This window comes from Vibrio sp. 2-2(8) (genome assembly GCF_963888495.1).
In the GTDB taxonomy this organism is placed as follows: Bacteria; Pseudomonadota; Gammaproteobacteria; order Enterobacterales; family Vibrionaceae; genus Vibrio; species Vibrio anguillarum.
The window spans coordinates 196030-210464 of the sequence record NZ_CAWPJM010000054.1 but is presented as its reverse complement, the minus strand read 5'-3'; the positions used below and the strand labels follow the sequence as shown (position 1 = coordinate 210464).

Sequence of the window (14435 nt, the reverse complement as noted above, 5' to 3'; positions counted from 1 at the left end):
CGCTGCTTCTAACTTAAATTCTGCGCTAAATAGTCGTCTTGTACGTTTTGTCATAATGTCACCTGTTAACTTATGAGGTGATGATATCACCTCTAACTAAGTGACCAAATTCACTATGCCACTACAATTAGAATCAATCCATGAGAGGAAGAACAACCTCTGCCGTTTCAAAAACAGATTCTGAGTATTCAGGGTAAATATCTAAAAGTGTGTTAATCAAAGCATCAACAAGTAATAACGCTCCAACTTTAGAGGAGAAAGCGCCCCCAGTAAGTGGCCCTTCCGGTCGCGCAGCAACCAGCATTTCATCTGAAATAGACGATAATGGACTGTGGCTTATATTGGTTAAAGAAATGACAGGAACACCTCGTTTATGCGCTTGGGAAGCAGCATGTATCACTTCTTTGGTTGTACCCGAACTCGATACCGAAAACCAAATGTCACCTGTAGTGCTTCTACGGGCACTCATTGCTGCAAGATGAGTATCATCATACATAATCGCTTTTTTGCCGATACGAACTAGACGGTAAGCAAGGTAACGCCCAACGATGCTAGATGCCCCAACACCTACGCAGCCGATAAATTGAGCTTTATGGATAAGTTCGCAAATACGTTTCAGTGAGTTTCTGTCGATCAGCTTTGCAGTATCAAGGAGGCTCTCTACCGCGCTTTGTGCTGATACATCACATATATCACCATCAATTTTAGGTTGTGAGTTGTTTGCAGACTGACTTAAATCAACCGCCAATGCCATTCTAAAATCTGAATAGCCTTTGTACCCCATATCTCGACAGAGACGCAGAACCGTCGCTTCACTCGTTTTTGTATTTCGCGCTAAATCAGTAATGGTTTGATACTGAACATCATGTGCGTTTTCCATCACATAGTCGGCAACCAATCTTAGTTTTTTACTTAACGGCTCAATATTTGATCGCAACCGAACCAGTAAGTTTTTAGGCAAATTCACGGGGCATCCTTAACAATAATTTGGCTACTGATAAAGTATCAAAGACCTGAATCTATTAATACACTATCTCAATGATTTGTTTCTAGATTCTTAAATATGAAGGGAGCATCGCTCCCCTCATTGATGAGAATCAAGATAATGACATAAATCCCGCATCTTTCATTTTCGCAATAACATCTGCTTTCTGCTTATCCGTTAAAGAGCGGATTGGCTGACGAGGATTACCCGCATCAATACCATGCAGTTGCATAGCAACTTTACCCGCCGCAACGCCACCATATTCAACAAGGACACGAATGATAGCAATCACTTTATCCATTAGAGAAGCGACTTCATCATGTTTACCTTGATTAAAGGCTTCAATGATTTTGAGATATAAAGGCGCAGCGTAGTTGTAAGTACTACCTACTGCACCCACAGCACCAACAGCTAAGCCTGCAGGCAGAAATTCATCAACACCAAATGGCACATCAAACTTTCCGCTAGATACACGAACGCAACGTTGGTACTCGTACAGATCAGAATTGTTGAACTTCGCACCCGACAAATTCGGAATACGTTGCTCACCTTTGATTAAGAACTGCTCTAGGTCCAGATTTACACCTGACATTCCTGAATGATAGTAGTAAAAGCCTTTTGAAGGCGCTGCCGCAGCAATTTGCGCGCAATATTCAACCAAATCGTCAACACTTCCTGGTCTAAAGAAACAAGGGCCAATCGCAGATGTTGCCAAAATATCGAGAGTTTCGGCGTGTACAGTTAAGTTTATTGAGTCAACAATGCTTAAAGCACCAGTGTGTAAAACCAAATCCAGTTTACCGTCCGCAGCTTTTACCCAACGTTCAGCAATCGCTTTTCGCTCTTCAACAGAACAGTGGATTCCTTCTCCCGTGGTACCACATATGTAAGCACCTTTAACACCTTGAGAAATTAGTAACTCAGCAATTTGATCAATCGCACCAAAGTTAACCTTGTTGTCCACTGTAAATGGAGTATGCGGAGCAGCAATCAGGCCAGTTAATTTTTTCATTTCATTTACCTTAATAATTTAATTTGCAGTCGCCAAACTACTGTCCATAACCTAAGAACATTTCAGGTAGTAGTAGGGTGAATTGTGGGAAAATTGCAACAAGAGCCAAAACAATAAACAAAGGCACTAGCAACGGCATTACACCTCTAGTCAATGTATGGAATGGAATGTCACCAACACGTGAAACAACATAGAGAGCCATGCCCATAGGCGGTGTTAGAATGCCAATCATTAGGTTAAGAATTGCCATAACGCCAAAGTGAACAGGGTCGATACCTACAGCTGCAGCCACTGGAACCAAGAACGGGACCAAGAGTAGAAGTAAGGCTAATGACTCAATAAAGGTACCTAAGAACAACAACAGTAAGTTGATTAGTAGCAACAATATCAACGGGTTATCGCTGATTGTTAAGAAATAATCTGCAAGCATTTGTGGCAACTGCTCACGAGCTACGATCCAACCAAATACGGTTACACCCATAACCATTAACGCGACAACTGCCGTAGTGTTTACTGTCTCTTTTAAAATGTCGACCAAGCTGCTTAACGTAAGTTGTTTGTATACCACTAGACCCAAGAACAAAGCATATAGAGATGACACTACTGCGGCTTCTGTTGGAGTAAACTTGCCAGAGAAAATACCACCGATGATGATCACAGGCGTTAAGAGTGACAAGAATGCTTCTTTAAAAGATTTTAGTTGTTCACGACGAGTCGCTTTTGGCAACGTCATGTACCCACGCTTTTTACAGATGAAGTAACTCATTACCATCAACGCGACACAACACAAAAGACCCGGAATGGCACCCGCTAAAAATAAAGCCCCGATGGATGTATTTGACACAACACCGTAAATGACCAAAGGAACTGAAGGGGGAACTAAAGGACCAATAATACAAGATGCAGCGGTCAAACCACCGGCAAAATCGTCGTCATACTTAGCATCACGCATTGACTTAATCTCAAGTTGTCCTAAACCACCAGCATCAGCTAATGCTGAGCCGGACATACCTGAAAATAACAAACTTGCCATGATATTTACGTGGCCCAAACTACCCGTAATATGACCAACAAGAGACTTAGCGAAATTAAAAATACGTTCCGTAATACCAGCACTGTTCATTAGGTGTCCAGTTAACACAAAAAAAGGAACCGCTAATAAAGTGAAGTTATCGATACCACCTATCATCTGCTGAGCAGCAAAGTTAATACCTGTGCTATTGGTTAATACTAAAAATACAAGAGCGACAAAAATTAACGAAAAACCAACGGGCATACCTGCAAATAGCAGAGCTAGCCAGCCAAAAATTGAACCAACCATAGTCACTACCTCTCAGCGATTTGCGAGTCATTCATCGATGCAGATTTTGCACAACCACACAACTCTTTAAAAATATGGAACATTTTTTCCAGTTGTCTGAACACCATAAACACACCACCTAATGGCAGACTGTAGTTCATCCAACTAATTGAAACTCCAAGAGTAATCAATTCAAAGAAAGCATTTCTTTGAACATGCTGATACCCAAGGTAAATGATGGCAGCAATAGAAACTAGAACGGCAAGTTCCAATGATAAAACCAGACACAGCCGCACTTTCTCCGGTAGTTTGTCTGAAAAGAAAGTAATGTTTACGTGTGAACTTCGCTTGATAGCGATTGCACACCCGACTAACGACATATACATAAAGAGAACTCTAGCGAGCTCTTCACTCCACAAGGAAGGAGCATTCAGCAACCAGCGAGTACCGATCTGCCAAGTCAATACAACTAGCAGCGCGGCCATCAAAGGTACTGTGATGATTTCTTCTATATTATTGAAAATCTTACGTAACATCTTGAACTCCATAGCTGGCCAAACAAGGCCAGCTAAAACATTGAGAGATCGACGAATCAATCCATTTACATTGCAGCAAGTTTCTCAACGATAGGTTGACCAATTTTGCTTTCAAACTCTTTGTAAAGGGGTTGCATTGCTTCACGGAACGGAGCAAGATCTGGGTGAGTCACGTTAACACCTTCGCTTTGGAAGAATGAAACCTGTTCTTCTTCTTGCTTTTTCACAGATGCAGTATGTGCATCACCCGCTTTCTTCACTGCTTTTTGGACCAGTTCTTTCTCTTCGTCAGACAGTTTCTGCCAAGTTGCATCGGAAATAATTACCATCTGGTCGTTCACAATGTGGTTTGTCATCGCCAAGTTCTTTTGCACTTCGTAGAACTTCATTGTTTTGATCGTTGGTAGTGGGTTTTCTTGTCCATCTACAGCGTTAGTTTGAAGTGCTAAGTAGACTTCTGAGAAAGCCATAGGCGTTGGTGATGCACCAGAAAGCTTTGCATAATTGAGGTTAGGTTTAGCATTAGGTACACGCAATTTCAGACCTTTAAAGTCTTCAATTGAGTTAAGTGGGCGGTTAGAAGTAGTTTCACGCGTACCGTTGTACCAAGTATCCAGCGCTCGCCAGTTAAACTTCGTCAACATCTCTTCACGAATACCTAATCCGAATTCAGAGTCAAACATACGACGTAGATGATCAAAATCGCGAGCAACATACGGTAAAGTTACGGCTTCTGCTCTTGGGATCCATAACCCCATACGTCCAAACTCAGCATAAGTGATATCAAGGTCACCCATACTCAGTTGTTGAAGCATTGCACGGTCATCACCAAGTTGAGCACTTGGATAAAGAGCCAGTTTAATTTCACCCTTACTCATTTCTTCTAGAGTGTCTGCTAGCATTTTTGCAGAAGTGTATTCCACAGAACCTACGGAAGCCTGCATTCCCATTTTTAATGTAGTAGCAGCTTGTGCTGAAACAGCACACCCGAGAGTTAGCATTGCGATAGTAATCTTATTAATGGCTTTCATGTTATTCCCTTTATTTTTCGTGTTACACCTTACTTCACCATTTTCAAAAAAAAATTTTATTTTGTTTGAAAAAAATCTTCGTTATGAATTATCATTGCCGTGAAGATTATTTTCAAACCACCTTTTTTCAAAATGTGATCGCGGACAAAAATTGATTATTTCTGCCCTTTTGCAAATAAAGCAAAGAATCAAGTCTATCTATTCAGATAGGTTGTTCGCCCGCAGTCAAAGACATACGAGGCCTGTTGTGAGAACAAAAAAATTAACGATCGAAGAACTTAAAAAATCTTTACAAGGTCAAACTGTTGTTTCTATACAGCCAGTGACCGGTAGTCCTTTAGACAAAACAGAATTCATTGTTGCAATGGCATTAGCCGCTCAGCAAGCGGGCGCAAAAGCACTTCGTATAGAAGGTGCTATTAACGTCGCGGCAGTTGCCGCAGCGGTGTCTATACCAATCATCGGTATCGTAAAACGTGATTTAATAGGCAGCCCAATTAGAATCACGCCGTTCGCTTCAGACGTTGACGCTCTTGCAAATGCTGGTGCTACTATCATCGCATTTGATGCAACTAACCGCCCTCGTCCTGAAAGCCGTGAACATATTGCCCAGGCAATAAAGAATACTGGCTGCTTTGCAATGGCAGACAGCTCATGTTTTGAAGATGGAGAGTGGGCACACACTCAAGGCGTTGAAATTATTGGCACAACATTGTCAGGATACGTAGGAGATGCTGAACCAACCGAGCCTGATTTCCAATTAGTACAAGCTTTCTCAGACGCCGGCTATTTCACTATGGCTGAAGGACGCTTTAATACGCCGGAACTCGCAGCGAAAGCTATTAAAGCGGGTGCTGTCGCTGTTACTGTTGGTTCGGCAATTACTCGCTTAGAAAGCGTGACTCAATGGTTTAACAAAGCAACTCAAGCTGCAGGAGAAAGGAAATGCGCACTCTAGCAATCGATATCGGCGGAACAAAAGTCGCATTGGGTGTCGTCGAAGGTGGCGTTCTAATTAAGAGACATCAAATAGAAACGCCTGAATCACAGAATGTTGTGCTTTTTACCGAGTCGACACTCAAGGACATCCAAAACTGGATTGACGATATCGACAATATTGGTGTCTCAACGACTGGCTTTGTAACCGAAAGCGGCATTACAGCCATCAACCCAGATACGCTCAGCTTCCCGACACCATTTCCGTTCGCTCAAGAGCTGGAGAGGCAAACAGGTAAAACAGTTTCGATGTTAAACGATGCTCAGGCAGCTGCCTGGTATGAGTTTGTGCAGTTAAATGATGCTTCAGTAAATATGGCCTTCATTACTGTTTCTACAGGTGTTGGTGGTGGAATCATTATTGACGGAAAACTTCATCAGGGTCATAGCGGACTCGCCGGGCATATTGGGCACATGTCCATTGATATCAACGGCAAAGAATGTGGATGTGGTCAAGTTGGATGTGTCGAGTCAATTGCTTCAGGTACTGCAATTAAAAAAACCAGTGATGAACGGTTTAATAAGCCATTAACGAACATCGAATTGTTTGAACAGGCAAAAACTAATCCTGTTGCTGAGCAGATTATTACTACTAGTGCGCAAGCTATTGCCACCCTGTGTTGCAATTTAAAAGCCTGCTTAGATCTGGATATTGTTGTACTTGGCGGCGGAATTGGCTTTGCGGACGGATACTTGGAAAGAGTGAATAACGCAATCCAAAACCGCCCAAAAGTTTTCCAACTGCCTGTTGTTGCAGCAAAAGGCAATTACGATGCATGTTTACTCGGTGCTGCATTTCAATTTAAGGAGTAGCAGATGACGTTAAAAGCGATTTCTGCACCACGTCTTTTTGATGGTGTTAAATATCATGATAATTCGGCTTTACTATGGGAAGGCACATCAATAAAAGCCGTTGTTCCTATTACTCAACTCCCTGCGGATATCGAACATCAGCATTTTGAAGACGCCATCATCGCTCCGGGCTTTATCGACATTCAGGTGAATGGTGGCGGTGATGTTATGTTTAACAATGACCTATCCCCTTTTGCGGTTGATACTATTTGTCGTGCGCATCGCTCCCATGGCACAGCTTACTTATTGCCAACTCTAATTAGCACCACACCTAGCGACATTCAAAAAGCACTCTCAGCTATCGATAAAGCTATAAAAGAAGGGATTGTGGGTGTTTTAGGTATTCATCTTGAAGGCCCTTGGCTAAACCAAGAGAAGAAAGGCGCACATAATTCAGAGCTTTTTTACTCTCCTACACCTGAGCAGCTAGCAAATTTTAACTGGCTAACAAAAGGTAAAACGCTCGTTACTGCTGCAGTGGAAAACATTTCTACAGACTCTTTAGAATGGCTAAAACATAAAGGGATTGTCGTAGCCTGTGGTCATAGCAATGCTAAAGCAGATGAGTTGACCGTTGAAAAGATGCAATTAGTGGATGGTTTCACGCATCTTTATAATGCTATGTCAGCATTGGAAGGTCGTGAACCCGGTGCAGTAGGAACGACAATGTTGAGTGACCACACATGGTGTTCCATCATCACCGATGGCATTCATGTTCATCCAAAGAGTTTCTTGCTGGCTCATAAAGTGAAACCAGAAGGAAAACTACTTATCGTTACCGATGCTATGGCGAGTCTTGGCAGTGTGACCAACCAGTTCGAACTTGATGGCGAAACCATTCGTGTGGTGGACAACAAACTGGTCAACAGCCGAGGAAGTCTGGCTGGGGCTCACATAGGCATGGATGAATCCGTAGCGAACGTAATTAAGTGGGGAATTTGCGAACAAGAAGCCTTGAAAATGGCTTCAACCTATCCATCCATTGCTATGAAATGTGAAGACCTTGGCTTCCTTAAACCGAATTATAGAGCGGCTGCCACAGTCCTTAATACTCAATATCAAAGCCAAGCAGTACTGGCGGATGGCGATCTCTATTAAGTAACGGCACCCTAAAATTCAAATATATTTAAAGATCGAATAAGAAAGCGCTTTTGATTAGAAAAATGGCTTTTTACACATTCGATCTTTTTTATTTTCGAATCAAAAAGCTATTCAAAAAAGCAAAACGATTAAAAGACAACAAAAGAAGTCATTTCTGAAGAGAGAATTGTGTTTGATTGGGGAAAACTGATAAGACAAATGTGTCGCTGAAACCATAAGATGTCCTAACGCCCTACTACGAATCAATCAGTTAAGAACAGTTCAAAACCATATGGTGTCCTAATATGAAAGCATAAGGTGTCCTATTTTTTGCTTCGGTTTAATCCTGATGAGTGTTGTGAAAGAAAACTACTTACAGTCCAGGCAGCATTACAGCCCCAAAATGCACAAATTAATCGTAACAAAGTTTTGGACAAAAACTGTTTTAGCAAACCACATCGATCATCATAAATGGCTTACTCTCAACGCTCACAAAACTAATTCCCTCCTCTTTAAGGGGAGAGTTAGGGTGGGGTGACCCCCTCCTAGCCTCCCCCTAAAAGGGGGAGGAACTATTAAGTCCTTAACCCGATACCACGCGAAACCAGATAATGCGCAACCCCATACAGGGCCACGACAAAAATACCAAGCACACTGAACGAGGTAACAATTCCCACATCCGACACACCAAAAAAACCGTAGCGGAAGGCATTAACCATGTAAACGATTGGGTTGATTTTCGATACCGCTTGCCAAAAGTCAGGCAATAGGCTGATCGAATAAAACACCCCACCTAAGTAGGTTAATGGCGTCAATACAAAGGTAGGAATAATCGAAATGTCATCAAAGGTTTTAGCAAAAATGGCGTTAATCATGCCGCCTAAAGCGAACACAACAGAGGTGAGAAAAACCGTCGCCGCAATGATCCCCCAATGATCGACCTTGAGATCAACAAAGAACAGCGACACTAGAGTCACTATCGTGCCTACCAACAAACCACGCACTACCCCACCCATCACAAATCCGGCGATAATGACGTAGTTAGGTACAGGCGCAACTAACAACTCTTCGATGTTTTTCTGAAACTTCGCACTAAAGAAAGAAGAGGCGACGTTCGAGTATGAGTTAGTGATCACCGACATCATAATTAAGCCCGGGACAATATATTCCATATAGCTAAAGCCGTTCATCTGGCCAATACGCGAACCAATTAGATTGCCAAAAATAATGAAATAGAGCGTCATGGTGATGGCTGGCGGTACTAAGGTTTGCACCCAAATACGCGTAAAACGGTTGATTTCTTTAGTCAGCAAGCTGCAAAAAGCCGTCCAATATAAACGATACATCATGATTATCCTCGGCTCTGCTGTTGAACAATGCTGACAAACAGCTCTTCAAGGCGGTTCGCTTTATTGCGCATTGAAAGCACCGTAATTCCCTGTTCTGTTAACTGTGAAAAGACTGAATTTAGCCCTTTCGTTTTCTCCAACTCAATTTGTAACGAACCGTTGAGCATGGTTTGCGAGATCACACCACTGAGTTGTGGCGCTGGCGGAGAATTCTCTGCGATATCTAAAATAAAGGTTTCGAGCTGTAATTTGGCCAGCAAATCCTTCATCGAGGTATTTTCAATAAGCTCACCTCGGTTAATAATGCCGATATTGCGGCACAGCATCTCCGCTTCTTCTAAATAGTGCGTGGTTAAGATAATGGTGATCCCTTGCGCGTTAATTTCGGTTAAGAACTCCCACATAGAACGGCGCAGTTCAATATCCACACCGGCGGTGGGTTCATCTAAAATCAGCAACTTAGGTTCATGCATTAAAGCTCGAGCAATCATCAAACGACGTTTCATACCACCAGAAAGATTACGTGCACGCTCTTTACGTTTTTCCCACAAATCGAGTTTTGAGAGGTACTTCTCTGCCCTCTCTTTCGCTAACGCTTTCGTCACGCCGTAATACCCAGCTTGCTGCAACACAATTTGCTCAACCGTTTCAAACTGGTTGAAGTTAAACTCCTGCGGCACTAAACCAATATGTTGCTTGGCCAGTTCAAGATCTTTATCAATATCAAAACCAAACACTTTAACGGTGCCAGAGGTTTTATTGACCAGCGAAGAGATAATGCCAATGGTGGTTGATTTCCCAGCCCCATTGGGCCCAAGCAGTGCGTAAAAATCGCCTTTTTCAACCTGTAAACTCACCCCTTTTAGGGCCTCAAACCCACCAGCGTAAGTTTTTCGTAATTGTTCTATTTCTAATGCGTACATTCGACGGATCACTCTTTGTGATATTAACCTATCCTATGTGCTGCTAAGGCTCGCATTTTTCAACCCAATATTAGAAATTGATAAAATAAAAAACGCAGATCCAGCGATCTGCGTAATTCATTCTTGCACAACCTTAACGCTTAACGATTTTGGGCTACCTGCTTAACCGCAGCATTGAGCGCTTCATAACGAAACGAAAAAGTCTGCTCGGTTGGCACCAGATCCAAAATATGAAACTTTTCCAGTTGCTGCTTGGTGTGCACATTTGGGCAAAGTAAGTAGACCGCGCAGTGAGCATCTAAGGCATCATTAATCGCGTTTTCTAAAGCAAGTCCAACCGTCACATCAATCATAGGTACATCAGTAAGATCTAAAATCATCGCTTCATAGTCACTGATGTGATTGTGCTGGCGAGCGATCGCTTTAGATACACTAAAAATCATCGGCCCTGAGAGATAAAAAAACAGCACCTTACCATTGGCTTGATCCAATAAAGCTCGTTCGCTATCAGTCAATGGCACATCGTTTTCATCAGCATCACTAATGGCTTTCACTTGGCGAGCTTGCTCGCGGCTCAAGCGTTCTATGATCAAAATATTTGAGATAAAAACGCCCAAGCCAACCGCAACAATCAAATCGACAAAGACAGTTAACAGCATCACGCCATACATGATGGCCATCCCCTGCACACTCACTTTATGCGCGCGTTGGATAAAGCTCCAATCAAGAATATTAAAACCAACATACACCGCAATCCCTGCCAATACCGCCATTGGAATCGGTTCGGTTAAGCCTCCCGCCACCAATACCACTAAGGCTAATACTAAGGCACGAACTACACCAGACAGAGGAGAACGCGCGCCGACCTGAATATTGGTCACCGTACCCATGGTTGCACCTGCACCTGGCAACGCACCCAATAAGCCCGCGATCATATTAGCCAGCCCTTGCCCTCGCAGTTCTTTATCGGAATCATGCTCTTTACGCGTTAGAGAATCGCCAATTACCGCGGTGAGCAACGTATCAATGCAGCCGAGCGTACCGAGTACTAAAGCGTCAATCACCATGGTGGTGAACATCTCGGCATTGAAGGTTGGAATAACAAAAGAGGGTAAGCCAGCAGGGATCACACCAATACGGCGGATCTCATCGCTATCAAATAACAGTACCGAAACAAGCGTCACGCCGACTAAAGCGACCAATTGAACGGGCACTTGTTTGCGATATTGAACCGGGAGAAAAAATAAAATGCCTAAGGTTAACAAACCAAGAAAGAGCTCACTGAACTTCATCTGGCTAATGATCTCGGGCAACGCGGTTAACGTTCCCATCACTCCCCCAGCGGGAGCCGCCTGACCAAGCAGCGGTGACAACTGCAGGATAATCAAAATCACCCCAATTCCTGACATAAAGCCAGAGATCACGCTATAGGGCATTAAGGTGATGTATTTCCCAAGTTTTAAAGTGCCAAGTACAATCTGAAAAGCGCCTGCCATCATGACAACCGTGAAGCTAACTGCAAGCCCCGTTTCAGGATAACGCGACACCATGCTGGTTAAAATGGCCGTCATAATGACCGTCATTGGCCCTGTGGGTTCAGAAATTAATGTAGATGAACCACCAAACAAGGCAGCAAACAGCCCCACCAATATTGCTCCCCAAAGCCCTGCTTCTGCACCCGCACCAGACGCCACACCAAAAGCCAAGGCAAGTGGCAGTGAAATAATCGCGGTCGTGACGCCACCAAAGACGTCTCCTTTTAGGTCGATATCGGCAAAACGGCCTCTAAACACAATGCTTTTCCTCATACTCAAAATAGGTTGTCTCACTCTAACAAATCATCATTCTAATCATTAACCATTATTTTACATGTGATTGATTCTCTGTTGACCATCCAAATAGCGATGGAAGCAGTTTAATTTTTTTACTAGGAAAACTCGTCAGATGAGTGAGTGTTTTGTCATTTTATAAGAGAACAGAATTGTAACATTGTGTATAGTCAGGCCTATTCTTGCGCATTACCATTGATGCGATTGAACTATTTTTAAGGGAAGTGAGATGCCAGAACTGAAACAGCTTTTTGAAAATAACTCACGTTGGTCTGAATCGATTAAGGCTGAACGTCCTGAGTACTTTGCAAAACTCGCTCGCGGGCAAGACCCAGATTTTCTATGGATTGGTTGTTCTGATAGCCGAGTTCCGGCCGAGCGTTTGACTGGGCTTTATTCTGGTGAGCTGTTTGTACACCGCAACGTTGCAAACCAAGTGATTCACACTGACCTTAACTGCCTTTCTGTGGTGCAGTACGCGGTTGACGTACTGAAGGTCAAGCACATCATCATCTGTGGGCACTATGACTGCGGTGGCGTCAACGCAGCGATTGATAACCCACCGCTGGGCTTGATCAACAACTGGTTACTGCACGTTCGTGACTTATACCTTAAGCACCGTACCTACTTAGATGCAATGCCAGAACAAGATAAAGCCGACAAATTGTGCGAAATCAACGTTGCAGAGCAAGTGTATAATTTAGGTAACTCAACCGTACTGCAAAACGCATGGGAGCGCGGCCAAGATGTCGAGCTGCATGGCGTGGTCTACGGTATTGAAGACGGACGTTTGGAATACTTAGGCGTTCGCTGCGATTCACGTGAGCGAGTCAACGACACCTATCAAAAAGCGATGGAAAAAATTCTTAATGCGCAACATAACTTGCTGTGCCGATAACAGCGTATTAATTGCCGTTAAAACTGATAGTTAAAAATACAGAATGCCCACTATTTAGTGGGCATTCTATTATCGCTGGCAAAATTACGCTTGCGGCACAACTTTACCAATGTAAGGTAGGTGACGATATTTTTGCGCGTAGTCGATACCTACGCCCACGACAAATTCATCTGGGATTTCAAAACCGATCCACTTGACCTCTACAGGTACTTCACGGCGTGAAGGCTTATCCAGTAAAGTACAAATGTGAATGGATTTAGGTTCACGTAAAGACAAAATTTCTTTTACTTTATTTAGTGTATTACCCGTATCAATAATGTCTTCTACCAGCAACACATCTTTACCTTTAATGTCATCATCCAGATCTTTCAGAATGCGCACATCACGTGAGCTTTGCATCGTGTTGCCATAGCTTGACGCGGTCATAAAATCGACTTGATGAACTAAGTCAATCGCGCGAGCTAAGTCTGCCATGAAGACAAATGAGCCGCGCAACAAGCCCACCAGTACCAGATCTTCACTACCTTGGTAATGCTCTGTGATTTGTTTGCCTAATTCACGAATTCGTTCCTGAACGACTTGCTCAGAAATCATCACTTCAACTGTATGTTTCATACTGTTCTCTTTTCGGGTGATGCGACACGCTACGATCATCGCAGTTTAATGATGGCGTCGCGTAACTAGCTTGGCGCGTATAGTACCACTGCCACACAGGATAGTTAAATAATTAGCAAAACTCTGGATATGATGAAATAAAGCTCCTACGCTGCCGCGAACACCTTCACAGCACATACGTCACATCAATAAAACACACAATAAAACACGTTGAATCCGATAAGATTTAACACAATCGCACAAAAAACAAACTCGAAACGTTGACCTCAACCATATGCAGCAGTACACTCATAAAGCTTTAAAGCAACTAACAAAATAATCATTAGAGCGAAAAGCTCAATTCAACAGTCATTGGCAAGGATTAACAACTCATGGAAACATCGATAGAAAAACGCCCCAGAACTCGCTTATCACCACAAAAACGCAAACTTCAACTGATGGAAATCGCCCTTGAAGTGTTTGCTACACGGGGAATAGGCCGAGGTGGCCACGCAGATATTGCTGAAATCGCCCAAGTTTCAGTCGCTACTGTCTTTAACTACTTTCCAACCCGAGAAGATTTAGTCGACGACGTACTCACTCATGTTGTACGTCAGTTTTCAAACTTCCTCGCAGATAATATTGATCTTGATTTGCATGCGAAAGATAACTTAACCAACATCACCACTAAGATGATTTCTCTTGTGATTGAAGATTGTCACTGGTTAAAAGTATGGTTTGAATGGAGCGCTTCAACGCGCGAAGAAGTGTGGCCACTTTTTGTCTCCACCAACCGTACTAATCAACTTTTGGTACAAAATATGTTTATCAAAGCCATTGAACGTGGCGAAGTGTGCGATCGGCATGAACCAGAACATCTTGCTACGCTCTTTCTTGGTATCTTCTACTCACTGTTTGTACAAGCAAATCGCATACAAGACGAAGCCAGCATGGGTGTACTCGTGAAAAGCTACCTCAGCATGCTCTGCATCTATAAAAAAGATCACTAGGCTTAACTTCCTAGTCTCTGAATTATGAGCATAAAAAAAC

The 14435-nt window shown here is 43.0% G+C and carries 14 protein-coding genes; 5 read left to right on the top strand and 9 right to left on the bottom strand.

The features are described from left to right. Nucleotides 1-133: 133 nt before the first annotated feature. The 5 genes from AACV12_RS17475 to AACV12_RS17455 form a co-directional block, all read right to left on the bottom strand. Nucleotides 134-967, bottom strand: a complete 834-nt coding sequence (locus AACV12_RS17475) for an SIS domain-containing protein (RefSeq protein WP_170901082.1) — start codon at nucleotides 965-967, stop codon at nucleotides 134-136. Between the two features lie 130 nt (nucleotides 968-1097). Beyond that, on the bottom strand, nucleotides 1098-1997 hold the full coding sequence (locus AACV12_RS17470; RefSeq protein ID WP_170901080.1) for a dihydrodipicolinate synthase family protein: 900 nt from the start codon (nucleotides 1995-1997) through the stop codon (nucleotides 1098-1100). A 37-nt stretch (nucleotides 1998-2034) separates the two neighbouring features. After that, on the bottom strand, nucleotides 2035-3318 hold the full coding sequence (gene siaM, locus AACV12_RS17465; protein WP_170901078.1) for a sialic acid TRAP transporter large permease SiaM: 1284 nt from the start codon (nucleotides 3316-3318) through the stop codon (nucleotides 2035-2037). Between the two features lie 5 nt (nucleotides 3319-3323). Further along, on the bottom strand, nucleotides 3324-3833 hold the full coding sequence (locus AACV12_RS17460) for a TRAP transporter small permease (protein WP_272870675.1): 510 nt from the start codon (nucleotides 3831-3833) through the stop codon (nucleotides 3324-3326). A gap of 65 nt (nucleotides 3834-3898) precedes the next feature. Then, the gene (locus AACV12_RS17455; RefSeq protein ID WP_170901076.1) at nucleotides 3899-4864 is read right to left on the bottom strand and encodes a sialic acid TRAP transporter substrate-binding protein SiaP; all 966 of its coding nucleotides are present in this window, start codon (nucleotides 4862-4864) and stop codon (nucleotides 3899-3901) included. A 247-nt stretch (nucleotides 4865-5111) separates the two neighbouring features. Between AACV12_RS17455 and AACV12_RS17450 the strand changes: the two genes are divergently transcribed. From AACV12_RS17450 to nagA, 3 genes are read left to right on the top strand one after another with little or no spacing between them, the layout of a single operon-like run. Beyond that, a complete protein-coding gene (locus AACV12_RS17450) occupies nucleotides 5112-5822 on the top strand; it encodes a putative N-acetylmannosamine-6-phosphate 2-epimerase (protein WP_170901074.1) in 711 nt (236 codons plus the stop codon). Beyond that, nucleotides 5810-6673 carry an N-acetylmannosamine kinase gene (locus tag AACV12_RS17445; protein WP_170901072.1) on the top strand — a complete coding sequence of 288 codons (864 nt, stop codon included), beginning with the start codon at nucleotides 5810-5812 and terminating at the stop codon, nucleotides 6671-6673. Before AACV12_RS17450 ends, AACV12_RS17445 begins: the two co-directional genes overlap by 13 nt. Before the next feature lie 3 nt (nucleotides 6674-6676). After that, a complete protein-coding gene (gene nagA, locus AACV12_RS17440; RefSeq protein ID WP_170901069.1) occupies nucleotides 6677-7810 on the top strand; it encodes an N-acetylglucosamine-6-phosphate deacetylase in 1134 nt (377 codons plus the stop codon). Nucleotides 7811-8367: 557 nt separating this feature from the next. On the opposite strand, the gene AACV12_RS17435 is transcribed toward nagA, so the two are convergent. The 3 genes from AACV12_RS17435 to AACV12_RS17425 form a co-directional block, all read right to left on the bottom strand. Further along, the gene (locus AACV12_RS17435; protein ID WP_170901092.1) at nucleotides 8368-9138 is read right to left on the bottom strand and encodes an ABC transporter permease; all 771 of its coding nucleotides are present in this window, start codon (nucleotides 9136-9138) and stop codon (nucleotides 8368-8370) included. Between the two features lie 5 nt (nucleotides 9139-9143). Beyond that, nucleotides 9144-10064, bottom strand: coding sequence for an ABC transporter ATP-binding protein (locus AACV12_RS17430; protein WP_026027559.1), 921 nt, complete (start codon nucleotides 10062-10064; stop codon nucleotides 9144-9146). Between the two features lie 140 nt (nucleotides 10065-10204). Next, nucleotides 10205-11872: a SulP family inorganic anion transporter gene (locus AACV12_RS17425; protein ID WP_094147634.1), complete on the bottom strand. Its 1668-nt coding sequence runs from the start codon at nucleotides 11870-11872 to the stop codon at nucleotides 10205-10207. Nucleotides 11873-12122: 250 nt separating this feature from the next. On the opposite strand from AACV12_RS17425, the gene can reads away from it, so the two are divergent. After that, on the top strand, nucleotides 12123-12791 hold the full coding sequence (gene can, locus AACV12_RS17420) for a carbonate dehydratase (RefSeq protein WP_013857670.1): 669 nt from the start codon (nucleotides 12123-12125) through the stop codon (nucleotides 12789-12791). Nucleotides 12792-12875: 84 nt separating this feature from the next. Here can and hpt read toward each other — a convergent pair whose 3' ends face one another. After that, nucleotides 12876-13406, bottom strand: a complete 531-nt coding sequence (gene hpt, locus AACV12_RS17415) for a hypoxanthine phosphoribosyltransferase (RefSeq protein WP_010319544.1) — start codon at nucleotides 13404-13406, stop codon at nucleotides 12876-12878. Nucleotides 13407-13777: 371 nt separating this feature from the next. On the opposite strand from hpt, the gene AACV12_RS17410 reads away from it, so the two are divergent. Then, entirely contained in the window at nucleotides 13778-14395 is a 618-nt protein-coding gene (locus AACV12_RS17410) for a LuxR/HapR/OpaR family quorum-sensing transcriptional regulator (RefSeq protein WP_013857672.1), read from the top strand. Nucleotides 14396-14435: the final 40 nt, after the last annotated feature.